Source organism: Burkholderia oklahomensis C6786, from assembly GCF_000959365.1.
Classification (GTDB): domain Bacteria; phylum Pseudomonadota; class Gammaproteobacteria; order Burkholderiales; family Burkholderiaceae; genus Burkholderia; species Burkholderia oklahomensis.
The window spans coordinates 2196743-2221780 of record NZ_CP009555.1 but is presented as its reverse complement, the minus strand read 5'-3'; the positions used below and the strand labels follow the sequence as shown (position 1 = coordinate 2221780).

At 64.6% G+C, this 25038-nt stretch carries 17 protein-coding genes and 2 rRNA genes; 1 reads left to right on the top strand and 18 read right to left on the bottom strand.

All coding sequences use genetic code 11. The annotated features are described in order from the left end of the window. Nucleotides 1-24: 24 nt before the first annotated feature. The 14 genes from BG90_RS10025 to coq7 form a co-directional block, all read right to left on the bottom strand. On the bottom strand, nucleotides 25-777 hold the full coding sequence (locus BG90_RS10025) for a cell division protein FtsQ/DivIB (protein WP_025990011.1): 753 nt from the start codon (nucleotides 775-777) through the stop codon (nucleotides 25-27). 20 nt (nucleotides 778-797) lie between these two features. Beyond that, a complete protein-coding gene (locus BG90_RS10020) occupies nucleotides 798-1736 on the bottom strand; it encodes a D-alanine--D-alanine ligase (protein WP_010106617.1) in 939 nt (312 codons plus the stop codon). Nucleotide 1737: 1 nt separating this feature from the next. Next, entirely contained in the window at nucleotides 1738-3132 is a 1395-nt protein-coding gene (murC, locus tag BG90_RS10015; protein ID WP_010117153.1) for a UDP-N-acetylmuramate--L-alanine ligase, read from the bottom strand. After that, nucleotides 3129-4232, bottom strand: coding sequence for an undecaprenyldiphospho-muramoylpentapeptide beta-N-acetylglucosaminyltransferase (gene murG, locus BG90_RS10010; protein ID WP_010117154.1), 1104 nt, complete (start codon nucleotides 4230-4232; stop codon nucleotides 3129-3131). The genes murC and murG overlap by 4 nt, the downstream gene beginning before the upstream one ends. Nucleotides 4233-4353: 121 nt before the next feature. Beyond that, the gene (gene ftsW / locus BG90_RS10005) at nucleotides 4354-5640 is read right to left on the bottom strand and encodes a putative lipid II flippase FtsW (RefSeq protein WP_010117155.1); all 1287 of its coding nucleotides are present in this window, start codon (nucleotides 5638-5640) and stop codon (nucleotides 4354-4356) included. Then, on the bottom strand, nucleotides 5637-7148 hold the full coding sequence (gene murD / locus BG90_RS10000) for a UDP-N-acetylmuramoyl-L-alanine--D-glutamate ligase (RefSeq protein WP_010117156.1): 1512 nt from the start codon (nucleotides 7146-7148) through the stop codon (nucleotides 5637-5639). Before murD ends, ftsW begins: the two co-directional genes overlap by 4 nt. A gap of 25 nt (nucleotides 7149-7173) precedes the next feature. After that, nucleotides 7174-8343, bottom strand: coding sequence for a phospho-N-acetylmuramoyl-pentapeptide-transferase (mraY, locus tag BG90_RS09995; protein WP_045568127.1), 1170 nt, complete (start codon nucleotides 8341-8343; stop codon nucleotides 7174-7176). A 14-nt stretch (nucleotides 8344-8357) separates the two neighbouring features. Beyond that, nucleotides 8358-9764: a UDP-N-acetylmuramoyl-tripeptide--D-alanyl-D-alanine ligase gene (locus tag BG90_RS09990; RefSeq protein WP_010117158.1), complete on the bottom strand. Its 1407-nt coding sequence runs from the start codon at nucleotides 9762-9764 to the stop codon at nucleotides 8358-8360. Next, nucleotides 9761-11305 carry a UDP-N-acetylmuramoyl-L-alanyl-D-glutamate--2,6-diaminopimelate ligase gene (locus BG90_RS09985; protein WP_010117159.1) on the bottom strand — a complete coding sequence of 515 codons (1545 nt, stop codon included), beginning with the start codon at nucleotides 11303-11305 and terminating at the stop codon, nucleotides 9761-9763. The genes BG90_RS09990 and BG90_RS09985 overlap by 4 nt, the downstream gene beginning before the upstream one ends. Beyond that, complete coding sequence (locus BG90_RS09980) at nucleotides 11302-13146, bottom strand: peptidoglycan D,D-transpeptidase FtsI family protein (protein WP_010117160.1); 1845 nt, start codon at nucleotides 13144-13146, stop codon at nucleotides 11302-11304. The genes BG90_RS09985 and BG90_RS09980 overlap by 4 nt, the downstream gene beginning before the upstream one ends. After that, entirely contained in the window at nucleotides 13143-13472 is a 330-nt protein-coding gene (gene ftsL, locus BG90_RS09975) for a cell division protein FtsL (RefSeq protein WP_010106629.1), read from the bottom strand. Before ftsL ends, BG90_RS09980 begins: the two co-directional genes overlap by 4 nt. Continuing rightward, nucleotides 13469-14410 (bottom strand): 16S rRNA (cytosine(1402)-N(4))-methyltransferase RsmH, encoded by a 942-nt coding sequence (rsmH, locus tag BG90_RS09970; RefSeq protein WP_010106630.1) that lies wholly within the window; start codon nucleotides 14408-14410, stop codon nucleotides 13469-13471. Before rsmH ends, ftsL begins: the two co-directional genes overlap by 4 nt. Before the next feature lie 23 nt (nucleotides 14411-14433). Further along, nucleotides 14434-14862 carry a division/cell wall cluster transcriptional repressor MraZ gene (gene mraZ / locus BG90_RS09965; RefSeq protein WP_010106631.1) on the bottom strand — a complete coding sequence of 143 codons (429 nt, stop codon included), beginning with the start codon at nucleotides 14860-14862 and terminating at the stop codon, nucleotides 14434-14436. A 387-nt stretch (nucleotides 14863-15249) separates the two neighbouring features. Continuing rightward, nucleotides 15250-15876 (bottom strand): 2-polyprenyl-3-methyl-6-methoxy-1,4-benzoquinone monooxygenase, encoded by a 627-nt coding sequence (coq7, locus tag BG90_RS09960; RefSeq protein ID WP_010106632.1) that lies wholly within the window; start codon nucleotides 15874-15876, stop codon nucleotides 15250-15252. A 281-nt stretch (nucleotides 15877-16157) separates the two neighbouring features. Here coq7 and BG90_RS09955 point away from each other — a divergent pair, with 281 nt between their 5' ends. Next, nucleotides 16158-17318 (top strand): porin, encoded by a 1161-nt coding sequence (locus tag BG90_RS09955; RefSeq protein ID WP_010106633.1) that lies wholly within the window; start codon nucleotides 16158-16160, stop codon nucleotides 17316-17318. A gap of 183 nt (nucleotides 17319-17501) precedes the next feature. Here the strand turns inward: BG90_RS09955 and BG90_RS09950 are convergent, their stop codons facing one another. From BG90_RS09950 to BG90_RS09935, 4 genes are all read right to left on the bottom strand, one after another. After that, entirely contained in the window at nucleotides 17502-19175 is a 1674-nt protein-coding gene (locus BG90_RS09950; RefSeq protein ID WP_010106634.1) for a long-chain fatty acid--CoA ligase, read from the bottom strand. A 139-nt stretch (nucleotides 19176-19314) separates the two neighbouring features. After that, the gene (locus BG90_RS09945) at nucleotides 19315-21390 is read right to left on the bottom strand and encodes a molybdopterin-containing oxidoreductase family protein (RefSeq protein WP_010117161.1); all 2076 of its coding nucleotides are present in this window, start codon (nucleotides 21388-21390) and stop codon (nucleotides 19315-19317) included. Nucleotides 21391-21766: 376 nt separating this feature from the next. Continuing rightward, nucleotides 21767-21880 (bottom strand): 5S ribosomal RNA (gene rrf / locus BG90_RS09940). A 185-nt stretch (nucleotides 21881-22065) separates the two neighbouring features. After that, nucleotides 22066-24945: ribosomal RNA gene (locus tag BG90_RS09935) — 23S ribosomal RNA — on the bottom strand. Nucleotides 24946-25038: the final 93 nt, after the last annotated feature.

Genomic DNA, 25038 nt, shown 5'->3' with positions numbered 1-25038 from the left:
AGTGCTCTTGCGTGTGATGTCGTGTTACTTCTTGCCCTTGTCGGTATCGCTCAGGAACCGCATGCCCGCCGCGCGGATCGCGAATCCGTTCGGATAGCGCAGATCCGCGTACTCGATGTCGCTGCCCCAGCGCTGCGTGACGGACGGCCACGCGGCGACGAGGCGCTGGATCCGATCGGGCAGCGAATCGCTGTTGCGCTCCCGGCCGAGCTCGACCTGCATGCCGTTCGAAAGCTTCACCGTCCACGCGTAGCGCGGCGACAGCGTCACTTCCTCCGGCGTCGCGTGAATCGGCGCAAACCATTTCGCGAAGTCGCGATAGCGCGCGACGACTTCCTTCGCGCTGCCCTCGGGCCCGTCGAACACGGGCAGCTCTTCGTCGAGCTCGCCCTGGTTCGCGGTGAAGAGCTCGCCGTCGACGCTCACGAGCTGGTCGTTGCCCCATGTCCCGAGCGGCTTGTACTCCTCGAGCGTGACGGCGAGCGCGTTCGGCCACACCCGGCGCACGCTCGCGTGGCGCACCCACGGCATCTGCTCGAACGCGACCCGCGCGAGGTCGAGATCGACGGTGAAGAAGTTGCCCTTCAGCCGCCCGACGACGCCTGCGCGCACGGTCGGCGCGTTGATGTGCTCGGTGTCGCCGTCGATCCGGATCTCGCGCAGCGCGAATGCCGGGCGCTGGATCAGCCAGTAGCAGCCGGCCGCCGCCAACACGAGCAGCAGCAGCGCGTACAACGCGCTGGCGGCAAGGTTGAGTTGGCGAACGTTATTCCACATGGTTCAAATCCGGTCCTGCATCAGTCGAGCGTAAGCGACAGCACTTTCACCACCAGCTCCGAATAGCTGATGCCGACCGCGCGCGCCGCCTTCGGCGGCAGCGAGTGGTCGGTCATCCCCGGCGCGGTGTTCACTTCGAGGAAATATGCGTTGCCGGCGGCGTCGAGCATGAAATCCGCGCGGCCCCAATCCGTGCAGCCGAGCACGTCGAACGCGCGGCGCGCGATGCGCTTCAGCGCCGCTTCCTTCGCGGCGTCGAGGCCGCACGGAATCAGGTATTGCGTGTCGTCTGCGATGTACTTCGCGTGATAGTCGTAGAACTCGCCGGCGGGCACGATCTTGATGAGCGGCAGATCGAGATCCGCGGCGATGCACGCGGTGTACTCGCCGCCGCCTTCGATGCTCTTCTCGACGATCACGATCTTGTCGTGCTTCGCCGCTTCTTCCAGTGCGGCGGGCAACGCATCGGCGCTTTTCACCTTCAGCACCGCGACGCTCGAGCCCTCGCTCGCCGGCTTCACGAAGAGCGGCACGCCGAGCTTCGCGACGATGTCCTTCGCGCGCGCCGCGTAGTCGTCGCCGCGCATCACCGTCTCGAACGGCGGCGTCGGGATGCCCGTCTGCTGCCAGACGAGCTTCGTGCGGAACTTGTCGAGCCCGAGCGCCGAGCCGAGCACGCCGCTGCCCGTGTAGCGGATGCCGTAGAAATCGAGCGCGCCCTGAATCTGGCCGTTCTCGCCGTAGCCGCCGTGCAGCGCATTGAATGCGCGCGCGAATCCTTCGTCCTTGAGCGCCGACAGCGGCCGCTCCGCCGGGTCGAACGGATGCGCGTCGATGCCCGCGTCGCGCAAGCCCTGCAGCACCAGCCTGCCGGAATTCAGCGACACGTCGCGCTCGGCGGATTCCCCGCCGAGCAGCACCGCCACCTTGCCGAAACGTTTCGGATCGATCCCGCTCATGTCATCCCTTCTGTTGCGTGTCTTGCGCGAGCTTGCCCGGCACTCCGCCGATCGAGCCCGCACCCATCGTGATCACCACATCGCCGACGCGCGCGACCTTCGCGAGCGCGTCCGGCACCTCGTCGACCGTCGCGACGAACACCGGCTCGACCTTGCCCGCCGCGCGCAGCGCGCGCGACAGCGCATCGCCGTTCGCCGTCGTAATCGGCGCCTCGCCCGCCGCGTACACCTCGGTCAGCACGAGCGCGTCGACGGTCGACAGCACGTTGACGAAATCGTCGAAGCAGTCGCGCGTGCGCGTATAGCGATGCGGCTGGAACGCGAGCACGAGCCGGCGGCCCGGGAACGCGCCGCGCGCGGCCGCGATCGTCGCCGCCATCTCGACCGGATGGTGGCCGTAGTCGTCGATCAGCGTGTACGCGCCGCCTGCGACCGGAATCTCGCCGTAGCGCTGGAAACGCCGGCCGACGCCGTTGAACTCCGCGAGCGCCTGCTGGATCGCCGCGTCGGCCACGTCGAGATCGCTCGCGATCGCGATCGCGGCGAGCGCGTTCTGCACGTTGTGCAGCCCGGGCAGGTTCAGCACGACGGGCAGCGGCTCGCGCCCTTCGCGCAGCACCGTGAAATGCATCCGGCCGTCGCGCGCCTCGACGTTCTCCGCGCGCACCTGCGCGTCCGGCGCGAAGCCGTAACGCACGACGGGCTTCGAGATCAGCGGCACGATCTGCCGCACGTTCGGATCGTCGATGCACACGACCGCGCTGCCGTAGAACGGCAGCCGCTGCGTGAATTCGATGAACGCCTGCTTGAGCCGCGCGAAGTCGTGGCCGTAGGTATCCATGTGATCGGCGTCGATGTTCGTGATGACCTCGATCACCGGATACAGGTTCAGGAACGACGCGTCCGATTCGTCCGCCTCGGCGACGATGAAATCGCCCGTGCCGAGCCGCGCGTTCGCGCCGGCGCTCGTGAGGCGCCCGCCGATCACGAACGTCGGATCGAGCCCGCCCGCCGCGAGCACGCTCGCGACGAGGCTCGTCGTCGTGGTCTTGCCGTGCGTGCCGGCGATCGCGATCCCCTGCTTCAGGCGCATCAGCTCCGCGAGCATCACCGCGCGCGGCACGATCGGCACGCCCAGACGGCGCGCGGCGAGCACTTCCGGGTTGTCCGAGCGCACCGCGGTCGACACGACGACCGCGTTCGCGCCTTCGATGTTCGCCGCATCGTGGCCGATCGACACGCACGCGCCGAGCGCCTCGAGGCGCTCGGTCACCGCGTTGCGCGCGAGATCGGAGCCGCTCACCTGATAGCCCAGGTTCACGAGCACTTCGGCGATGCCGCTCATGCCCGCGCCGCCGATCCCGACGAAATGAATGTGTTTGACGATGTGTTTCATTGCTTTCCTTCCTGGTTCGCGCCTGCCACCGCCGCGCACACGTGCGCGACTTCCTCGGTGGCGTCCGGCTTCGCGAGCGAGCGCGAACGTTCGGCCATCGCCGCGAGCGATTCCCGCGACTGACCGCGCAACCAATCGGCGAGCAGCTCGGCCGACAGGTCGCGTTGTTGCACCAGCACCGCCGCGCCTTGCTCGGCGAGGAATTCGGCGTTGGTCGTCTGATGATCGTCGACCGCGTGGGGGAACGGCACGAACAGCGCCGCGACGCCGACTGCCGCGATCTCCGCGACCGTCATCGCGCCCGAGCGGCAGATCACGAGATCCGCGTTCGCGTAGGCGGACGCCATGTCGTCGATGAACGGCACGAGCTCCACGTCGCTGCCGCACGCGAGGCCCGCGGCTTCATAGTTTTCCTTCAGCGTATCGATGTGCTTCGCGCCCGCCTGATGCACGACCTGCGGCCGCTCGTTCGGCGCGAGGAGCGCAAGCGCGCGCGGCACGACTTCGTTCAGCGCCGCCGCGCCGAGGCTGCCGCCGACGACGAGCAGCTTCAGCTTCCCGCTGCGCGCCGCATAGCGTGCTTGGGGCGGTTCCGCGTGCGCAAGTTCCGCGCGAATCGGATTGCCCGTCCATTCGGCGTTCGGCAGCGCGCCCGGGAACGCGACGAGCACGCGCTTCGCGAGCTTCGCGAGCACTTTGTTCGTCAGGCCCGCGATCGAGTTCTGTTCGTGCAGCACGAGCGGACGGCCCGTCAACACGGTCATCAGGCCGGCCGGGAACGTGATGTAGCCGCCCATTCCGAGCACGACGTCGGGCTGCACGCGGCGCAGCGCGTGCAGGCTCTGCGTGCACGCGCGCAGCAGGTTGAACGGCAGCGCGAACCTCGTCTTCAGCCCCTTGCCGCGCAGCCCGCCGAAGCGCACGTACTCCATCGGGATCCCGTGCTTCGGCACGAGCGTCGCCTCCATGCCGGCCGGATTGCCGAGCCACACGACACGCCAGCCCTGCGCCTCCATCCGATGCGCGACCGCGAGCCCCGGGAACACGTGGCCCCCGGTGCCGCCAGCCATCACCATCAGCGTGCGCCGAGTCGACGTCATACCTTCCCTCCCCGCATCAGCAGGAATGAACGAATGTTTTGGCTGCGGCCGCTGCGCTTGACTTCGCGCGCTACGCGCACGAAGTCAGCCTTCGCCGAAATCGCGTGCTGACGCGGGGAGGTCATACCTTCCCTCCCCGCATCAGCACGCGATTTTCATAATCGACACGCAGCAGCACCGCGAGCGCGACGCAGTTGAGCAAAATGCCCGAGCCGCCGTAGCTGACGAGCGGCAGCGTAAGACCCTTGGTCGGCAGAAGGCCCAGATTCACACCCATGTTGATGAACGCCTGCGCGCCGAACCAAATGCCGACGCCCTTCGCCATCAACCCCGCGAACGTGCGGTCGAGCGCGAGCGCCTGGCGGCCGATCTCGAACGCGCGGCGCACGATCCAGTAGAACAGCAGGATCACGACGAGCACGCCGACAAAGCCGAGCTCCTCGCCGATCACCGCGAGGATGAAGTCGGTGTGCGCTTCCGGCAGATAGTTGAGCTTCTCGACACTGCCGCCCAAGCCGACGCCGAACCACTCGCCGCGCCCGAACGCGATCAGCGAGTGCGTGAGCTGATACGCCTTGCCCTGCGCGTAGCGCTCGTCCCACGGGTCGAGATACGCGAATATCCGCTCGCGCCGCCACGGCGACAGCCAGACGAGCATCGTGAACGTGCCGACCGCGGTCGCGACGAGCCCGCCGAACAGCTTGCCGTTCACGCCGCCGAGGAACAGCACGCCCATCGCGATCGCGGCGACCACCATGAACGCGCCCATGTCCGGCTCGAGCAGCAGCAGCGCGCCGACGAGGCCGACCGCGAACGCCATCGGCAGGAAGCCCTTCGCGAAGCTCTGCATGTACTCCTGCTTGCGGACCGTGTAGTTCGCCGCGTAGATCGTCACCGCGAGCTTCATGATCTCCGACGGCTGCATGTTCGTGATGCCGAGCGGAATCCAGCGGCGCGCGCCGTTCACGCCCTTGCCGACGTGCGGAATCAGCACGATCACGAGGCCAACGAGCGCGATCAGGAAAAGATGCGGCGCGTACTTGTCCCACGTCGACACCGGCACGCGGAACGCGACCACCGCCGCGACGAACGCGACGACGAGCGACACGACGTGGCGCAGCAGGAACGCGTAATCGTGGTACGACGCATATTTCGGCGAATCGGGCATCGCGATCGACGCCGAGTACACCATCACGACGCCGAGCCCGAGCAGCGCGATCGACACCCACAGCAGCGAGTAGTCGAAGTCGAGCATCCGCGAGCGGGTCGGGCGCGCGCCGTTGACGACGCTCGCAAGACCGCCCGCCGCGGCGCCGGACGCCGTGCGAGCAGCCATGCGCGGCGCGGCGCCGCCGCCCGCGTCGCGTGCGTTGTTGAAGCGGGAAACGAGGCGGTCGGACCAGTTCATAGCGTCGTTCCTTTTTCCAGGGCGATGTCTTCGACCGCGCTGCGGAACACGTCGGCCCGATGCGCGTAATTCCGGAACATGTCGAGGCTCGCGCACGCGGGCGACAGCAGCACCGCGTCGCCCGACTGGGCGAGCGTGCTCGCCGCGCGCACCGCGGCTTCGAGCGTCGCGTGATCGGCGAGCGGCACGCCGGTATCGGCGAGCGCCGCGCGAATCGCGAGCGCGTCGCGGCCGATCAGCATCACCGCCCGGCACCACCGCTCGACGGGCGCCGCGAGCGGCTCGAAATCCTGACCCTTGCCGTCACCGCCCGCGATCAGCACCGCGCGCTGCGCGAGGCCGTCGAGCGCCGCGACCGTCGCGCCGACGTTCGTACCCTTGCTATCGTCGACATAATCGACGCCGTCGAGCGTCGCGATCACTTCGACGCGGTGCGGCTCGCCGCGGTATTCGCGCAAGCCGTGCAGGAGCGGCGCGGCCGGCAGGCCGATCGCGCGCGCGAGCGCGTACGCGGCAAGCGCGTTCGCCGCGTTGTGCAGCCCGCGGATGCGCAGCGCGTCGGCGGGCATCAGCCGCTTCAGCGCGATGTCGGGCGGGTGCGCCGCTTCTTGCTTGCGGCGGCGCGACGACGTCGGCGCATCGGCCGCGTCGCGATCGACCGCCTCGACGAGCCAGGCGATCCCGTTCTCCCGCAAAAGGCCGAAGTCGCCGCCGTCGGCAGGCTCGTTCAGGCCGAACGTGATCGCGCGCGGCGCATCGGCTGCGGCTGCGGCCGGCACGAATTTCATCACTTCCGCGTCGTCGCGGTTGAGCACGCGAACCGTGCGCGGCCCGAAGATCCGGCCCTTCGCGGCCGCGTACGCGGCGAAGCCGCCGTGCCAGTCGAGATGGTCCTGCGTGATGTTGAGGATCGTCGCTGCGTCGGGCGCGAACGTGTGCGCGGTTTCGAGCTGGAAGCTCGACAGCTCGAGCACCCACACGTCCGGCAGCGTCGCCGCGTCGATCGCCTCGGCGAGCTTGTCGAGCATCGCCGGGCTGATGTTGCCCGCGACCGCGACCTTCTTGCCCGCGCGCTCGCACAACAGGCCGGCGAGGCTCGTCGTCGTGGTCTTGCCGTTCGTGCCGGTGATCGCGATCACCTTCGGCGCGTAACCGTTCGCACCGAGCGTGCTCAGCGCCTGCGCGAAGAACTCGAGTTCGCCCCACACGGGAATGCCCCGCTCGCGGGCGGCGGCGAGCAGCGGCGTGAGGTCTTCGGCGAGCGGCGACAGGCCGGGACTCGGCGCGACGAGCTCGATCCCACCGTCGAGCAGCGCAGGCGAAAACGCACCGCCGACGAATTCGGCGTCGATCCCGGCCGCCGTCAGCGCGGCAAGGTTGGGCGGCGCCCCACGCGTATCGGCGACGCGCAACCGGCAACCGTGCCTCGCGCACCACCGCGCGATCGCGAGGCCCGATTCGCCGAGCCCCAGCACGAGCACCATCGGCCGCTGCCGATCTCCGAACATCTCGCCAAACATCCTTACCTTCCCTTTACCGCAGCTTGAGGGTGGACAAACCGAACAGGCACAACATCAACGTGATGATCCAGAAACGCACCACCACCTGCGTTTCCTTCCAGCCCGACAACTCGAAATGGTGATGCAGCGGCGCCATCTTGAAGACGCGGCGCCCTTCGCCGTAACGGCGCTTCGTGTACTTGAACCACGTGACCTGCAGCATCACGGACAGCGTCTCCGCGACGAAGATGCCGCCCATGATGAACAGCACGATTTCCTGGCGCACGATCACGGCGACCGTGCCGAGCGCGCCGCCCAGCGCGAGCGCGCCGACATCGCCCATGAACACCTGCGCCGGGTGCGTGTTGTACCAGAGGAACGCGAGCCCCGCGCCGCCCATCGCCGAGCAGAAAATCAGCAGCTCGCCCGCGCCTGGAATGTGCGGAAACAGCAGGTATTTCGAATAGACCGCGCTGCCCATCACGTAGGCGAACACGCCGAGCGACGCGCCGACGAGCACGACCGGCATGATCACGAGGCCGTCGAGGCCGTCGGTCAGGTTCACCGCGTTGCTCGCGCCGACGATCACGAAATAGGTGAGCGCGATGAAGCCCCAGACGCCGAGCGGATAGCTGATCGACTTGAGGAACGGCAGCATCAGGTCCGCGCGCGCGGGCAGGCCCATCGACAGGCCGCTCCGCACCCACGCCATGAAGAGATCGAACACGCGGACGTTGTTCGCCTCGGACACGCTGAACGCGAGATAGACGGCCGCAAAGAGGCCGATCACCGATTGCCAGAAATACTTCTCGCGCGACGACATGCCGCGCGGGTCCTTGTGGACGACCTTGCGATAATCGTCGACCCAGCCGACCACGCCGAAGCCGAACGTGACGAGCATCACGATCCAGATGAAGCGGTTCGTCAAGTCGCCCCAGAGGAGCGTCGCGACCGCGATGCCGATCAGGATCAGCACGCCGCCCATCGTCGGCGTGCCCGATTTCACGAGGTGCGTCTGCGGGCCGTCCTTGCGCACCGCCTGACCGACCTTCATCTCCGTGAGCTTGCGAATCACCCACGGACCGCAGACGAGACCGATCACGAGCGCCGTGATGGTGGCCATCACCGCTCGGAACGTCAGGTACGTGAACAAGCGCAAAAAGCTTGCGTCACCTTGCAGCCATTGCGCCAGCGCCAGCAGCATGCTTACTTCCTTCCTCAATGTGCGCCGGGCGCTGCGCCCGACGCGGTTTCGTTCGCGAGCGCGCCAACGACGCGCTCCATCTTCATGAACCGCGAGCCCTTCACGAGCAGCGTCGCGTGCGCGCCGAAATTCGCGGCGAGCAGCGCGGCGAGCAGCGCCGCCGCGTCGTCGAAGCGCCGCGCGGCCGCGCCATATGCTTCGCACGCGGGCTGCGTCGCCGCACCGAGCGCGTAGAGCGAGTCGATCCCGCGCTCGCGCGCGTACGCGCCGATCTCGCGATGGAACGCCGGCCCTTCGTCGCCGACTTCGCCCATCTCGCCGATCACGAGCACGCGCGGCGCCGACTGCGCGGCGAGCACGTCGATCGCGGCGCGCATCGAATCGGGGTTCGCGTTGTAGGTGTCATCGATCACCGTCGCGCCCGCGAGCGAGCCGACCGTCGCACGCGTCACCTGCAGCCGCCCCTTCACCGGCTCGAACGCTTCGAGCCCCTGCCTGATCGCCGCGAGCGGCACGCCGGCCGCGAACGCCGCCGCCGTCGAGGCGAGCGCGTTGCGCGCGTTGTGCTCGCCGAGCGCGTTGAGCTGCACGTCGATGCGGCCGTCCGGCGTATCGATCGCGAGCCGGCTGCCGTCGAGCGCGCCCGTCACGGCGGCGGGCGTGTCATGCCCGGCGCCGTGCAACGCGAAATCGACGATCCGGTTGCCGGTCGCCGCGACGCGCCAGATGCTCGCGTACGCGTCGTCGGCCGGAAACACGGCGACGCCGTCCGGCCCGAGCGCGTGGATGACGGCCGCGTGCTCGAGCGCGACGGCTTCGACGGTTGCCATGAATTCCTGATGCTCGCGCTGCGCGTTGTTGACGAGCGCGACCGTCGGCGCGGCGATCCGCGCGAGCGTCTCGGTCTCGCCCGGATGATTCATCCCGAGCTCGACGACCGCGAGCCTGTGCGCGGCGGTGAGACGCAGCAGCGTGAGCGGCAGGCCGATGTCGTTGTTGAAGTTGCCCGCAGTCGCGAGCCGCGCGTCGGCGCCGGCCGCCGCCGCGAAGATCGACGCGATCATCTCCTTCACGGTCGTCTTGCCGTTGCTGCCCGTCACCGCGACGACCGGCAGCGCGAAGCGCATCCGCCAGCCGTGCGCGAGCGCGCCGAGCGCGGCGCGCGTGTCGGCGACCTTCAGCGCGGGCAGGTTCCATTCGGCCGGGCTGCGCGACACGATCGCGGCGCTTGCCCCGCGCGCGGCGACGTCGCCGACGAACTCGTGCGCATCGAAGTGCTCGCCCTTCAGCGCGACGAACAGATCGCCAAGGCTTGCCGTGCGGCTGTCCGTCGACACCCGCTCGAACGACACGCGCTCGTCGCCGAGCACCGTCGCGCCGGGGATCATCGCTGCGGCTTCGCGCAAGGTCAGCATCGTCATTCGCCGCCTCCGCGAGTCTGCTTGGTGCGTGCGGCGAGCGCGAGGCGCGCATGATCCTGATCGGAGAACGCGCGCTTCTTGCCCATGATTTCCTGCGTCGCCTCGTGCCCCTTGCCGGCGAGCAGCACGACGTCCTCGCGCGCGGCGCCGCGCACCGCCTGCAGGATCGCGCTCGCGCGGTCCTCGACGCGGCGCGCCTGCGCGGCGTCCTGCATGCCGGCGGCGATCTGGTCGATGATCTTCTGAGGATCCTCGCTGCGCGGGTTGTCGCTCGTCACGACGACCTTGTCCGCGAGCCGCTCGGCGATCGCGCCCATCAGCGGACGCTTCGTCGCGTCGCGGTCGCCGCCGCAACCGAACATGCAGACGAGCTCGCCGCCGCGCGCGCGCGCGATCGGGCGCAGCGCGTCGAGCGTCTTCTCGAGCGCGTCCGGCGTGTGCGCGTAATCGACGACGACGAGCGGCTCGTCGTTCTGCAGTCGCCCGCCCAGCCGCTCCATCCGGCCGTTGACCGACTCGAGATTCTCGATTTCGGCGAGCGCAGCGTCGAACGGCACGTCGGCGGCGAGCAGCGTGCCGAGCACCGCGAGCAGATTGCTCACGTTGAACGTGCCGAGCGTGCCGACCTCGACGTCCGCGTCGCCCCACGACGAAGTCAGATGAAATGCGGTGCCCGTCGCGGTCGCGCGGACCTTCGTCGCGACGAGCTCGCGGTCCGCATCGGACGCCTCCGGCCGCGCGTCGATTCCGTATGCGATCGTCCGCACGCGCCCGGCGAGATTCGCGAGCAGGCGACGGCCGGCCGGGTCGTCGCGATTGACGACCGCGAGGCGCAGCCCGCGCCATGCGAAGAGTTTCGTCTTCGCCGCCTCGTACGCTTCGAGCGTGCGGTGGTAATCGAGGTGGTCCTGGGTCAGGTTCGTGAATACCGCGACGTCGAACGCGGTGCCGTTCACGCGCCCTTGATGCAGCGCGTGCGACGACACTTCCATCGCAACCGCCTGCGCGCCCGCGCCGCGCAACTGCGCGAGGCTGCGCTGCAGTTGCGGCGCGTCGGGCGTCGTGAAGCCCGTATGCACGAGCTGACCGGGCATTCCGCTGCCGAGCGTGCCGATCACCGCGCACGGCTGGTGCAGCGCGGTGAGCGCGGCGGCGATCCATTGCGTGCACGAGGTCTTGCCGTTCGTGCCCGTCACGCCGACCGCGAAGAGCGCATCGCTTGGATTGCCGTACCAGCCGCTCGCGATCTCGCCCGCGAGCGCATCGAGCGCGGGCACCGCGAGCGACGTCGCCGGTTCGAGGCCGTCCGCCGCAAAACCTTCGGGCTGGTACAGCACGGCGGCCGCGCCGCGCGCGAGCGCATCGGCAATGAACGGACGATTGTCCGCGCCGTCGACTGCATAGGCGATGAACGCGTCGCCCGCTTGCAGGCTGCGCGTGTCGGCGTGCAGCTGCGCGCCGGACGCGACATGCGCGCGCAGCCACGTGAGCGCGGCTGCGATCTGCTGGTGCGCCGGATGGGAACTGCGCGCGGCGCTCATCGAACGACTCCAGGACGGTTGTGTGTCGTGCTCGACACGATCATGTGTTTTGCAGGCGCGGCGCCGGCCAGCTTCTGCGGGGCGGCGGCGTTCGCCGTATCGTCCGACACGACGAGCTGCTTGACCGGCATGTTGGGCGGCACGTTCAGCGCGCGCAGCGTATCGCCGGCGATCGCCGAGAACACGGGGCCTGACACCTGGCCGCCGAAGTGGCCGCCCATCGTCGGCTCGTCGACCGACACCGCGACGACGATGCGCGGATTCGGCATCGGCGCCATTCCGACGAACGACGCGCGATACTTCTTGTGATCATAGCCGCGGCCGACCTGCTTGTAAGCGGTGCCGCTCTTGCCGCCGACGCGGTAGCCCGGCACCGCCGCATTCGGCGACGTCCCCTGCGGCGACACGACGGACTCGAGCATCGTGCGCACCTCGCGAGCCGTCGTCGGCGAGAAGATCCGCGGACCGGTCGCGGGCTGCGCGTCGTTCGTCTTGAAGATCGTGACGGGCATCAGCTCGCCGTCGTGCGCGATCGCGGTGTACGCGCGCGCGAGCTGGAAGAGCGACACCGACAGGCCGTAGCCGTACGACATCGTCGCCTGCTCGATCCGCCGCCAGTTCTTCCACGGACGCAGCCGGCCCGCCGCCGCGCCGGGAAAACCGACCTTCGGCGCCTGCCCGAGCCCGATGCTCGTATACATATTCCACATTTCCTCGGGCTTCATCGTCATTGCGATCTTCGTCGCGCCGATGTTGCTCGATTTCTGGATCACGCCGCCGACCGTCAGCGTGCCGAAGCCCGAGTCGTCGGTGATCGGCGCGCCGTCGAGCACGAAATGGCCGTTGCCCGTGTCGACAAGCGTGTTCGGCGTCACGCGATGCAGGTCGAGCGCAAGCGATACCGTGAACGGCTTCATGATCGAGCCCGGCTCGAACACGTCGGTCAGCACGCGGTTGCGTAGCTGTTCGCCCGTCAGGTGCGAGCGGTCGTTCGGGTTATACGTCGGATAATTGACGAGCGACAGCACCTCGCCCGTCTGCACGTCGATCACCATCGCCGCGCCCGCCTTCGCGTGGAACTTCTCGACGGCCGCCTTCAGGTTCGTGTACGTGATGTACTGGATCTTGCTGTCGATCGACAGGCCGACGTCGCTGCCATTGTGCGGCGGCACCTGCGCGTCGACGTCCTCGACGATGTGCCCGACGCGGTCCTTGATCACATGGCGGCTGCCCGGCGTGCCGACGAGCAGCTTCTGATCGGCGAGCTCGACGCCCTCCTGCCCTTCGTCCTCGACGTTCGTGAAGCCGATCAGGTGCGCGGTGATCTCGCCTTCCGGATAGAAGCGCTTGTATTCGCCGCGCTGATAGACGCCGGGGATGTCGAGCTTCGCGACCTGGTCGGCGACGTCGAGCGGCACCTGGCGCTTCACGTAGACGAACGTCTTGTCTTCCGACAGCTTCGCCTTCAGCTCCTTCGTCGTCATACCCAGCAGCTTGCCGAGCGCGTCGACCTTGTCCACGCCGAGGTCGTCGGGCACGTCGGCCGGAATCGCCCAGATCGCGCGCACGGGCAGGCTCGTCGCGAGCACGAGACCGTTGCGATCGAGGATCTTGCCGCGCGTCGCCGGCAATTCGAGCGTGCGCTGATAGCGGCTTTCGCCCTGCTTCTGATAGAACGCGTTGCCGGGCCCCTGGATCCAGAACGCGCGCACGGCGAGCGCGACGAACGCCATGAACAGCATGAACACGACGAGCTTCGAGCGCCACATCGGCAGATGGACCGACAGCACCGGGCTCGATGCGAACTTCACGCCTTGCGTGCGCTTCGACGCGGGCTTCATCGCGCGCCCCCCTGCGATGCGGCGGACGCCGGCAGCGGCGCGTCGACCGCCTTCGCCGCGCCGGGCGAAAGCGTCAGGTACTGCGTGCGCCCCGTCGTGATCGACTGCATCTTCAGCGAGCTCGTCGCGAGCTGCTCGATGCGCGACGTCTTCGACAGCGCGCTCTGCTGATATTGAAGCTGCGCGTAGTCCTGCTGGAGCTGATGCTCCTGCGATTGCGCGCGCTGCAACTGAATGAAGATCTGCCGCTGCTGGTTCGTCGAATTGACGACCGACAGCGCGCATCCCATCACGATGATCAGCAGGAAGATATTGAGGCGGCTCATGGCGCGACGCGCTCCGCGATGCGCATCACCGCCGAACGGGCACGCGGATTGGCCAGGACTTCCGCGTCGCTCGGGAACTTGCGGCCAAGCAGCTTGAGCGGCGGGCTGGGCAGGTCGACGGCGCGGATCGGCAGGCGGCGATCGACCGCAGGCGCGCTTGCGTGCGTCTGCATGAATCGTTTGACGATCCGGTCCTCGAGCGAATGAAAGCTGATGACCACCAGCCGGCCCCCTTGCTCCAACGACGACAGTGCTGCCTCTAGAACGACTTGCAGGTCCGCAAGCTCTTGATTGACGTGAATCCGTATAGCTTGAAAGGTGCGGGTTGCCGGATCCTTACCCTTCTCACGGGTCTTGACGACGTGACCCACGATTTGGGCAAGCTCGCCCGTGCTGTCGAGAGGCCCGAGACGGTCGGACTCTGCCCGGCGAGCAACAATCGCCTTTGCAATCTGAAAAGCAAACCGTTCTTCCCCATAATCTCGTATCACCTCCGTCAATTCCTGCACCGACGCACGCGCGAGCCACTCTGCCGCCGACTCGCCGCGCGTCGGATCCATCCGCATGTCGAGCGGACCGTTCGCACGGAAGCTGAAGCCGCGCTCCGGGTCGTCCACCTGCGGCGACGACACACCCAGGTCCAGCAACACACCGGACACTCGCCCTACCCCACGCGCTTCGAGCGCGCCCTTCAGCGCCGCGAAGCTGTCGTGGACGATCTCGAAGCGCGCATCCTCGATGCCCTTCGCCGTCTCGATCGCGCGCGGATCCTTGTCGAACGCGATCAGCCGGCCCGCCGCGCCCAGGCGCCCGAGCACCGCGCGACTGTGGCCGCCGCGCCCGAACGTGCCGTCGACGTAGACGCCGTCGGGCCGCGTCACGAGCGCATCGACCGCTTCATCCAACAGCACCGTGCGATGCTGCAATTCGTTTCCCATCGCGGGCGTCTCCGTCACCGCAATCAGAACGTGAAATTCTTCAGCGCGTCGGGCATGCCCTGCGCCATCGCCGCCTGCTCCTTCGCGATGTAGGTCTGCGCGTCCCACAGCTCGAAGTGACTTCCCATTCCCAGCAACATGACTTCCTTTTCCAGCCCGGCCGCCATCCGCAGCTCGGGAGACACCAGAATCCGGCCCGCGCTGTCGAGATCGACATCCATCGCGTTGCCGAGAAAAATACGGCGCCACCAATGCGCATCCATCGGCAGCGCGGCGATCTTCGCGCGGAACACTTCCCACTCTGGGCGCGGAAACAGCAACAGGCAGCCGTCCGGGTGCTTGGTCACAGTCACCCGTCCTTCTGCCTGTCCTTGCAGCGCTTCGCGATAGCGAGACGGCACCGACATCCGCCCTTTCGCATCGAGCGTCAGCGCCGACGCCCCTTGGAACACTTTTCCGCTCTCCCGATCAGGGCACCGAAGTACCCGCTCAATGCTGCGAATCTAGCCGGAAAAGCCCGGCAAATCACACAAAAATACACTTTCTCACACTGTCTCCCACTTTAGAGGAACGCCTATGGGCGGTCAAGGGAGACATCCGTTTTTTTGACGAATTTTGTTAGTCAGAACAAGGACTTACGCTCGCCTCCTCAAGCTGGCCCTCACACCAAAAAGCGTTATAAATGAACGGGCTAGTGCATCTTGTGAAAGTGGTACATGAGAAGCACGCCCCAGATGGGTGCGGCAGCAGGCATTTCGGCGGGGGGAACGGCGCGGGAAAAGAGGCGGGTTTCCGTCGTCAGCCGGGACGCCGCGCATGCGGCCGTCCCGGCGTATGTCTCACAGATAGTATGCAGTGCTTGTCATGACTTTCGACGCGGCGCGCATCAGCATGCGCGCCGGCATCGGCAGCTCGATGCCGCCCGCGTCCGTTGCGGCCTTGCCGTGCTTGACCTCGTCGGCGCGCATCTGCTCGACGATCGCGCGCGACTCGACGTCGGCCGCCGGCAGTTCCGACAGATGACTGTCGAGATGGCTCTCGACCTGGCGCTCCGTCTCGGCCATGAAGCCCAAGCTCACCTTGTCGCCGAGACGTCCGGCGACGACGCCGATCGCGAGCGCGCCCGCATACCACAGCGGATTCAGCAGGCTCGGCCGCGAATCGAGCTCCTTCAGACGATGCGCGGTCCACGCGAGATGATCTTCTTCCTCACGCGCGGCATGCTCGAACATCTCCTTCAATTCGGACGACGACGTCGTGAGCTTCTGCGCCTGATAGAGCGCCTGCGCGCACACCTCGCCGACGTGATTCACCCGCATCAGCCCCGCCGCATGCTTGCGCTCGGCAGCCGTGAGCTCGGCGGGCGCCGCGGCGGCAGACGCGGGCACCGGGCGACTCATCCGGCTCACGCCCGTGATCGAGCGCAGGCCCCGGTCAAATTCACTGATCAACTCGTCAAACACCATCACGTTTCTCCGCGCGGGCACGTTGCACGCCGTAAGGATTTCGTAACAATTTTATTGCGGCTACCTACCAAGGTAGCGCTCGAAAATAGCGGTTAACCCGTGATTTTAACCATTGTTGCGTAAAGGAAACATGCGGAACGCGCGCACTGCGCTTTCTCTTTGTCCCAAAAAGTCCTTTTGCTACATTACGAGCGGCTTCATACGAAGTTCAAGCGGGTATCGCCATCAAAAACAACCATCGGCCCCGCCACAATAAATTTGTCATCCTTGGAGATCTTTTAATGAAAAAGTCGCTTCTCGCGCTCGTCGCGCTGAGCGCGTTCGCTGGCGCAGCTCATGCGCAAAGCAGCGTGACGCTGTACGGCATCATCGACGAAGGCTTCAACATCAACACCAATGCAGGCGGCAAGCACCTGTACAATCTGTCGAGCGGCGTCATGCAAGGTAGCCGCTGGGGCCTGCGTGGCACGGAAGACCTGGGCGGCGGCCTGAAGGCTCTGTTCGTCCTCGAAAACGGCTTCGACGTGAATTCCGGCAAGCTGAACCAAGGCGGCCTCGAATTCGGCCGTCAGGCCTACGTCGGCCTGTCGAGCGGCTTCGGCACCGTCACGCTCGGCCGTCAGTACGACTCCGTCGTCGACTTCGTCGGCCCGCTGGAAGCGGGCGACCAGTGGGGCGGCTACATCGCCGCTCACCCGGGCGACCTCGACAACTTCAACAACGCATATCGCGTGAACAACGCAGTCAAGTTCACGAGCGCGAACTACGGCGGTCTCACGTTCGGCGGCCTGTACAGCTTCGGCGGCGTCGCCGGCGACTTCAGCCGCAACCAAACGTGGTCGCTCGGCGCCGGCTACACGAACGGCCCGCTCGTGCTGGGCGTCGGCTACCTGAACGCGCGCACGCCGTCGACGGCTGGCGGCCTGTTCGGCAACAACACGACGTCGAGCACGCCGGCTGCCGTGACGACCCCGGTCTACGCAGGCTACGCGTCGGCCCACACGTACCAGGTGATCGGTGCGGGCGGCGCCTACTCGTTCGGCGCGGCGACGGTCGGCGTCACGTACTCGAACATCAAGTTCATGAAGTTTGCGAGCACGGTGTTCCCGAACCAGACCGCGACGTTCAACAACGCGGAAATCAATTTCAAATATCAGCTGACCCCGGCGCTCCTCGCTGGCGCGGCGTATGACTACACGCAAGGCAGCAAGATCGCCGGCGCGTCGGCAGCCAAGTATCATCAGGGCTCGGTCGGCGTCGACTACTTCCTGTCGAAGCGCACCGACGTCTACGCGATCGGCGTGTACCAGCACGCTTCGGGCAACGTGATCGAAGCCGACGGCAACACGGTCGGCCCGGCAACCGCCGCGATCAACGGCCTGACGCCGTCGTCGAACCGCAACCAGTTCACTGCGCGCATCGGCATCCGCCACAAGTTCTAATAAGCGGGTAATACTCTGCAGTAGCTTAAAAGGCGCCCTCGGGCGCCTTTTTTATCGATGCGATTGGTCGGAGAACGGCTCGGACGGGAAAGAAGCAAGCGAATCGAGGCCATTGCGCGTCGTGTGCTTCGAGCCGAGCGACGACGGCGCCCCGCCCGAAGCGGACGGCAACGGCCGCGTCCGTTACGCTTTGCCGTCGCGCAGCTCGCGACGCAGGATCTTGCCGACGTTGGTCTTCGGCAGGTCGGCGCGGAATTCGACGTACTTCGGCCGCTTGTAGCCGGTGAGGCGATCCTTGCAATACGCGAGCACGTCCTTGTCGGTGAGCCCCGGATCCTTCTTCACGACGAACAGCTTCACCGCCTCGCCCGAATGCTCGTCGGGCACGCCGACCGCCGCGACCTCGTACACGCCCGGGTGCGACGCGACGACGTCCTCGACCTCGTTCGGGTAGACGTTGAAGCCTGACACGAGAATCATGTCCTTCTTGCGATCGACGATCTTCACGTAGCCGCGCTCGTCCATTACGCCGACGTCGCCCGTCTTGAAGAAGCCGTCCGGCATCATCACCTTCTCGGTTTCGTCCGGGCGATTCCAGTAGCCCGCCATCACCTGCGGACCGCGGATGCAGATCTCGCCCGGCTGGCCGAGCACCACGTCGTCGCCCGCGTCGTCGCGAATCGCGATTTCGGTCGACGGCAGCGGCAGGCCGATCGTGCCGCTGTATTCGGTCGCCGTGACCGGGTTGCAAGTCGCAACGGGCGATGTCTCGGACAAGCCATAGCCTTCGACGATCGGCGTCTTCGTCTTCTCGTACCAGCGCTTCGCGACGCTTTCCTGGATCGCCATCCCGCCGCCGTTGGCGACCGCGAGCTTCGAGAAGTCGAGCTGATCGAAGTCCGGATGGTTCAGCAGTGCGTTGTAGAGCGTGTTGACGGCCGGGATCGTAATGATCTGGTAGCCCTTCAGCTCCTTGATCATGCCGGCGATATCGCGGGGATTCGGGATCAGGATCCCCGTGCCGCCCGTGCGCAGCGTCAGCAACCCGCAGACGGTCAGCGCGAACACGTGATAGAGCGGCAGCGCGATCACGGTGATGAACTGCTTCACGTCCGAACGCTTCGCGTGCGCCGGCTCGTGCCAAGCCTGAGCCTGCAGCACGTTCGACACGATGTTGCGATGAAGCAGCGTCGCGCCCTTCGCGACGCCGGTCGTGCCGCCCGTGTACTGGAGGAAGGCAACGTCGTCGGGACCCGGCTTGGCCGGCTTGAAGGTTTGCCGGCCGCCCGCGGCGAGCGCCGCGTTGAAGCGCGTGTACGACGGCAGGCTCCACGCCGGCACCATCTTCTTCACGCGACGCACGACGTAGTTGACGAGGACGCCCTTCATGCCGAGCAGATCGCCCATCGCAGCGACAACGACATGCTTGACCGAGGTCTTTGCGATCACCGCCTGCAGCGTCGTCGCGAAGTTCTCGAGGATCACGATCGCCTCTGCGCCGCTGTCCTTCAACTGATGCTCGAGTTCGCGCGGCGTGTAGAGCGGATTGACGTTGACGACGGTGTAGCCCGCACGCAGCACGGCGGCGATCGCCACCGGGTATTGCAGCACATTCGGCATCATGATCGCGACCCGCGCGCCGCGCGACAGGCCGCGAGACTGGAACCACGCGCCGAGCTTCCGCGACAGCGTGTCCAATTCCCCATACGTGATCGCCTTGCCCATGCAGACGAACGCCTTCCGGTCCCGATAGAGACGAAAGCTCTCGTCGAGCAGATCGGGGACGGACGAATACTGGGACGCGTCAATTTCGGCCGGGACACCGGGCGGATACGATTTCAGCCAAATTCTGTCCATGCGGCGCGTCTCCTCACTGATTTTCGAATGGTCGTGCTAAAAAATGGCATCGTAACGGGTCGGCCCCTTCGAGACAACCGGGTTAGACACTCCTTTCCAACTCCGGTCACGCTGTCCGGACACCAGCCGTCGAAGCTCGTCACCCTCGCTCGACCTCGACCAGGCAATCGTAGAACGTCGCGCCGCGGCCGAGATCGGTCAGCGCCTGGCTCGTCACTTGATTCGCATTGCGCCCGTCCGGCGCGAGTTTCTTCCACCAGATCGACAGGCCTACGACGAGCCCTTCCCGCGCACGGTCGGTCACGCGGGCCTTTGCGCGCAGCGAACCGCGGTCGTTGAAGATTCGTACCGCGTCGCCGTCGGCGATGCCGCGCTGTCCGGCGTCGGCCGGATGGATGTCGAGGTGCGGCTCGCCCTCCGTCGCACGCAGGCTCGCGACGTTGACGAACGTGCTGTTCAGGAAATGCCGAGCGGGCGGCGAGATCATCGCGAGTGGATAGCGGGCGGCCAGTTCTGGCGCGCCGTCCGCCGATTCGTACGGCGGCAGGTAGTCCGGCAATGGATCAAGCCCCATTTCGGCGAGACGCTCGCTGTAGAACTCGCACTTTCTGGACGGCGTCCGAAAGCCGCCATTTGCGAACGGTGCGTCGGAGAGCTTCAGCTTGAGCCAGCCCGCTTGCTTGAGCGTGTCCCAGTCGCTTTGCAGCGACGAATCGTCCCAGCGCAGCGACGCCCTCGCAAGCGCTTCGTCGTCGTCGTAGAGCGCGGGCTCATCGAGCGCCATGCAGCGTGCGATGCCGCGGAAAATTTCCGTGTTCGGCCGCGCTTCGCCGATCGGCGCAATCGACGGCAGGTTCGCCATCACGTAGGTGTGACCGTACGATTTATGGACGTCGAGATGCTCGAGCTGCGTTGTCGCCGGCAGCAGAAGATCGGCGTAATCAGCAGTATCTGTCTTGAATTGCTCCAAAACGATCGTGAACAGGTCTTCTCGCGCAAAGCCGGCGGCGACCTTCTCCGAGTCGGGCGCAACCGCGACCGGATTCGAATTGTAGACGATGATCGCCTCGATCTTCGGCCCGAAATCCGCATCTCCGGGATGCAGCAACGCGTCGCCAATTGCATTCATGTTGATCGAACGTGGCAGCTTGTTCGGCCAACCGGGCAGCAAATCGGGGCGTCCGAGTGCAGCTGCATCGACCGGTGCCCATTCGGACGAGGACAGGAGCAGCCCGCCAGCGCGGTCGCGCCATGCCCCGGTGAGCGCGGGCAGGCTGGCGATTGCGCGAACCGCGTTGCCGCCGCCGCGCACACGCTGCATGCCGTAGTTGAGGCGGATCGAAGCCTTGCGCGTGCGCCCGTAAAGGTGAGCCAACTCGACGATCACTTCGGCCGTCACGCCGCAGATGTCGGCCACGCGTTCGGGCGGATAAGTCATCGCGCGTGCCTTCAGCGCATCGAAACCGAGCGTATGGTCGCGGATATAGTCCTGATCGAGAAGGCCCTCGTCGATCAGCACATGCATCATTCCGAGCGCAAACGCGCCATCCGTGCCCGGCTTCAGCGCGATGTGCTGATGACATTTCTCCGCTGTCAGCGACCGATACGGATCGATTGCAATCAAGCGTGCGCCGCGGCGCTTCGCTTCTTGAGCGCGCGTCCAGAAGTGGAGATTCGAGGCTATCGGATTCGCGCCCCAGATCAGGATCAGTTCGCTTTCTTCGAAAAATTCGAAATGCATCCCGACGCTGGCGCCATACGAATAGCGCAGCCCCGCGGCACCGGCCGCCGAGCAGATCGTTCTTTCGAGGCGCGACGCACCGAGCTTGTTGAAGAAGCGCTGCGCGATGCTCTCCCCCTGGATCAGTCCCATCGTACCCGCATAGCTGTAGGGGACGATGGCTTCCGGCGCTCGGCGGGCAATTTCCGCGAGCTGCTCTGCCGCCAGTCGGTTCGCCTCGTTCCAGCTGATCGGCTCGAATCGACCCTCTCCTTTCCGTCCGATTCGCTTGAGCGGCACCGTCAGCCGCTCCGGATGATGGACGCGATCCGCATATCTGCTCACCTTCGTGCAGAGAACGCCTTGCGTCGGCGGGTGATCGGGGTCTCCGGCAACTTTGATGGCTTTGCCGTTCTCGACCGTGACACGAATGGCGCACGTATCGGGACAATCGTGCGGACAGACGGCGCGAAAGAATTGTGCGGGGGGATTCATGTTTTATTGCGCTAATTTTTGTCGATTTAGCGATTTTACGCTTGGAAGGAACAAAAATTTTCGAAGCCAGATGTCGAACGGGTGAGCGTGTGAATAGGCGAATTGCCAGCTTGAAGTCGACCGAGCGGAGCCGGCGAGATGAATTCAACGGAACAGCACCTCGCGCGTGAGACTTGAAGCGGCTCACAGTGAGCCGGCCGGGCGGCCAAGCCGTACGTTGGTGCCTGACTGGAGCAGGAGCTTGGGTAAGAAGAGGGGCGCTGTCCGGCGGCGTGGCGGGGGGGAGTCGTGGGCGGCAGGCCGAGGCCATCCGCGTGATGCGAGCGCAAGAAAGACAAAACCCCCGCCTGACAGGGCGGGGGTTTTGAGAGGGGGAGCCTGACGATTACCTACTTTCACACGGGCAATCCGCACTATCATCGGCGTAGAGTCGTTTCACGGTCCTGTTCGGGATGGGAAGGGGTGGGACCGACTCGCTATGGTCATCAGGCAAAGAGGGTTGTCGCGCTGCTTCGCAACGCGACCAATCTGGGAAGAAGCAGTAATCCTGGGGTTGTGAGGTTGTATCTCACACGTACGCGGTACTTCAACCGCAGTACGTCGAGTGCTTCACACTCGACGTTCGACATTCGTAAAGCGCTGAAGCGCTAACGACTGTCGAAACAGACTTGTTATAGGATCAAGCCTTACGGGCAATTAGTATCGGTTAGCTGAACGCATTACTGCGCTTACACACCCGACCTATCAACGTCCTGGTCTCGAACGACCCTTCAAGGGGATCAAGTCCCCGGGGAAGTCTCATCTTAAGGCGAGTTTCCCGCTTAGATGCTTTCAGCGGTTATCTCTTCCGAACATAGCTACCCGGCGATGCGACTGGCGTCACAACCGGTACACCAGAGGTTCGTCCACTCCGGTCCTCTCGTACTAGGAGCAGCCCCCTTCAAACTTCCAACGCCCACGGCAGATAGGGACCAAACTGTCTCACGACGTTTTAAACCCAGCTCACGTACCTCTTTAAATGGCGAACAGCCATACCCTTGGGACCGGCTACAGCCCCAGGATGAGATGAGCCGACATCGAGGTGCCAAACACCGCCGTCGATATGAACTCTTGGGCGGTATCAGCCTGTTATCCCCAGAGTACCTTTTATCCGTTGAGCGATGGCCCTTCCATACAGAACCACCGGATCACTATGACCTGCTTTCGCACCTGCTCGACTTGTCGGTCTCGCAGTTAAGCACGCTTATGCCATTGCACTATCAGCACGATTTCCGACCGTACCTAGCGTACCTTCGTACTCCTCCGTTACGCTTTGGGAGGAGACCGCCCCAGTCAAACTGCCTACCATGCACTGTCCCCGACCCGGATCACGGGCCAAGGTTAGAACCTCAAACAAACCAGGGTGGTATTTCAAGGACGGCTCCACCGAAACTAGCGTTCCGGTTTCATAGCCTCCCACCTATCCTACACAGATCGGTTCAAAGTCCAATGCAAAGCTACAGTAAAGGTTCATGGGGTCTTTCCGTCTAGCCGCGGGTAGATTGCATCATCACAAACACTTCAACTTCGCTGAGTCTCGGGAGGAGACAGTGTGGCCATCGTTACGCCATTCGTGCAGGTCGGAACTTACCCGACAAGGAATTTCGCTACCTTAGGACCGTTATAGTTACGGCCGCCGTTTACCGGGACTTCAATCAAGAGCTTGCACCCCATCATTTAATCTTCCGGCACCGGGCAGGCGTCACACCCTATACGTCCACTTTCGTGTTTGCAGAGTGCTGTGTTTTTATTAAACAGTCGCAGCCACCAGTTTATTGCAACCCCTTCACCCTTCCCCCGCAGGGGGGTCAAGCTACCAGGGCGTACCTTATCCCGAAGTTACGGTACCAATTTGCCGAGTTCCTTCTCCCGAGTTCTCTCAAGCGCCTTAGAATACTCATCTCGCCCACCTGTGTCGGTTTGCGGTACGGTCATCGTTAAACTGAAGCTTAGAGGCTTTTCTTGGAACCACTTCCAATTGCTTCGCGACCTAAGTCGCTCGCGCCACACCCTTGAATTCCGCACCCGGATTTGCCTAAGTGCCTTCTCCAATGCAGCGACCGGGACTTCCAACACCCGGACAACCTTCCGCGATCCGTCCCCCATCGCATTTAACAATGGTGCAGGAATATTGACCTGCTTCCCATCAGCTACGCATTTCTGCCTCGCCTTAGGGGCCGACTCACCCTACGCCGATGAACGTTGCGTAGGAAACCTTGGGCTTACGGCGAGGGGGCCTTTCACCCCCTTTATCGCTACTCATGTCAGCATTCGCACTTCCGATACCTCCAGCACGCTTTTCAACGCACCTTCGCAGGCTTACGGAACGCTCTCCTACCATGCGAGCAAAGCTCGCATCCGCAGCTTCGGTATATAGCTTAGCCCCGTTACATCTTCCGCGCAGGACGACTCGATCAGTGAGCTATTACGCTTTCTTTAAAGGGTGGCTGCTTCTAAGCCAACCTCCTGACTGTTTTAGCCTTCCCACTTCGTTTCCCACTTAGCTATATTTGGGGACCTTAGCTGGCGGTCTGGGTTGTTTCCCTCTTGACACCGGACGTTAGCACCCGATGTCTGTCTCCCGTGATTGCACTCTTCGGTATTCGGAGTTTGCTATGGCGGGGTAATCTGCAATAGACCCCCCAACCATGACAGTGCTCTACCCCCGAAGGTGAGACACGAGGCACTACCTAAATAGTTTTCGGAGAGAACCAGCTATTTCCAAGTTTGTTTAGCCTTTCACCCCTATCCACAGCTCATCCCCTAACTTTTCAACGTTAGTGGGTTCGGACCTCCAGTACGTGTTACCGCACCTTCATCCTGGCCATGGATAGATCACTTGGTTTCGGGTCTACGCCCAGCAACTGAACGCCCTATTCGGACTCGCTTTCGCTACGCCTGCCCTATTCGGTTAAGCTTGCTACTGAACGTAAGTCGCTGACCCATTATACAAAAGGTACGCCGTCACCCCTTGCGAGGCTCCGACTGTTTGTATGCATGCGGTTTCAGGATCTATTTCACTCCCCTCCCGGGGTTCTTTTCGCCTTTCCCTCACGGTACTGGTTCACTATCGGTCGATCACGAGTATTTAGCCTTGGAGGATGGTCCCCCCATCTTCAGACAGGATTTCACGTGTCCCGCCCTACTTGTCGTACACCTAGTTCTTTCATACTGTTTTCGCCTACAGGGCTATCACCTGCTATGGCCGCACTTTCCAGAGCGTTCGGCTAACAATACAAATAAAGAGTACAGGCTCTTCCCATTTCGCTCGCCACTACTTTGGGAATCTCGGTTGATTTCTTTTCCTGCGGTTACTTAGATGTTTCAGTTCACCGCGTTCGCCTCACATAGCCTATGTATTCAGCTATGGATACTCCATTCGGAGTGGGTTTCCCCATTCGGACATCTACGGATCAAAGCTCGTTTGCCAGCTCCCCGTAGCTTTTCGCAGGCTACCGCGTCCTTCATCGCCTGTGATCGCCAAGGCATCCACCACATGCACTTGTTCGCTTGACCCTATAACGAGTCTGTCTCTTCGACAGTCGCTACAGGTTGAGTTCTCGCGTGTCGCTCAGCGTTAGTGCTTTAGCACTTACGCGGAGCCCACAC

What these genes read in the sequence shown, in the direction of transcription:
- ftsW (WP_010117155.1), bottom strand. Translation starts at nt 5,640, where the DNA reads ATGAACTGGTCCGACCGCCTCGTTTCCCGCTTCAACAACGCACGCGAC.
- ftsL (WP_010106629.1), bottom strand. Translation starts at nt 13,472, where the DNA reads ATGAGCCGCCTCAATATCTTCCTGCTGATCATCGTGATGGGATGCGCG.
- BG90_RS09980 (WP_010117160.1), bottom strand. Translation starts at nt 13,146, where the DNA reads ATGAAGCCCGCGTCGAAGCGCACGCAAGGCGTGAAGTTCGCATCGAGC.
- BG90_RS09945 (WP_010117161.1), bottom strand. Translation starts at nt 21,390, where the DNA reads ATGAATCCCCCCGCACAATTCTTTCGCGCCGTCTGTCCGCACGATTGT.
- BG90_RS09985 (WP_010117159.1), bottom strand. Translation starts at nt 11,305, where the DNA reads ATGAGCGCCGCGCGCAGTTCCCATCCGGCGCACCAGCAGATCGCAGCC.
- BG90_RS09955 (WP_010106633.1), top strand. Translation starts at nt 16,158, where the DNA reads ATGAAAAAGTCGCTTCTCGCGCTCGTCGCGCTGAGCGCGTTCGCTGGC.
- mraY (WP_045568127.1), bottom strand. Translation starts at nt 8,343, where the DNA reads ATGCTGCTGGCGCTGGCGCAATGGCTGCAAGGTGACGCAAGCTTTTTG.
- murC (WP_010117153.1), bottom strand. Translation starts at nt 3,132, where the DNA reads ATGAAACACATCGTCAAACACATTCATTTCGTCGGGATCGGCGGCGCG.
- rsmH (WP_010106630.1), bottom strand. Translation starts at nt 14,410, where the DNA reads ATGGGAAACGAATTGCAGCATCGCACGGTGCTGTTGGATGAAGCGGTC.
- coq7 (WP_010106632.1), bottom strand. Translation starts at nt 15,876, where the DNA reads ATGGTGTTTGACGAGTTGATCAGTGAATTTGACCGGGGCCTGCGCTCG.
- BG90_RS10025 (WP_025990011.1), bottom strand. Translation starts at nt 777, where the DNA reads ATGTGGAATAACGTTCGCCAACTCAACCTTGCCGCCAGCGCGTTGTAC.
- BG90_RS09990 (WP_010117158.1), bottom strand. Translation starts at nt 9,764, where the DNA reads ATGACGATGCTGACCTTGCGCGAAGCCGCAGCGATGATCCCCGGCGCG.
- murG (WP_010117154.1), bottom strand. Translation starts at nt 4,232, where the DNA reads ATGACGTCGACTCGGCGCACGCTGATGGTGATGGCTGGCGGCACCGGG.
- murD (WP_010117156.1), bottom strand. Translation starts at nt 7,148, where the DNA reads ATGTTCGGAGATCGGCAGCGGCCGATGGTGCTCGTGCTGGGGCTCGGC.
- BG90_RS10020 (WP_010106617.1), bottom strand. Translation starts at nt 1,736, where the DNA reads ATGAGCGGGATCGATCCGAAACGTTTCGGCAAGGTGGCGGTGCTGCTC.
- BG90_RS09950 (WP_010106634.1), bottom strand. Translation starts at nt 19,175, where the DNA reads ATGGACAGAATTTGGCTGAAATCGTATCCGCCCGGTGTCCCGGCCGAA.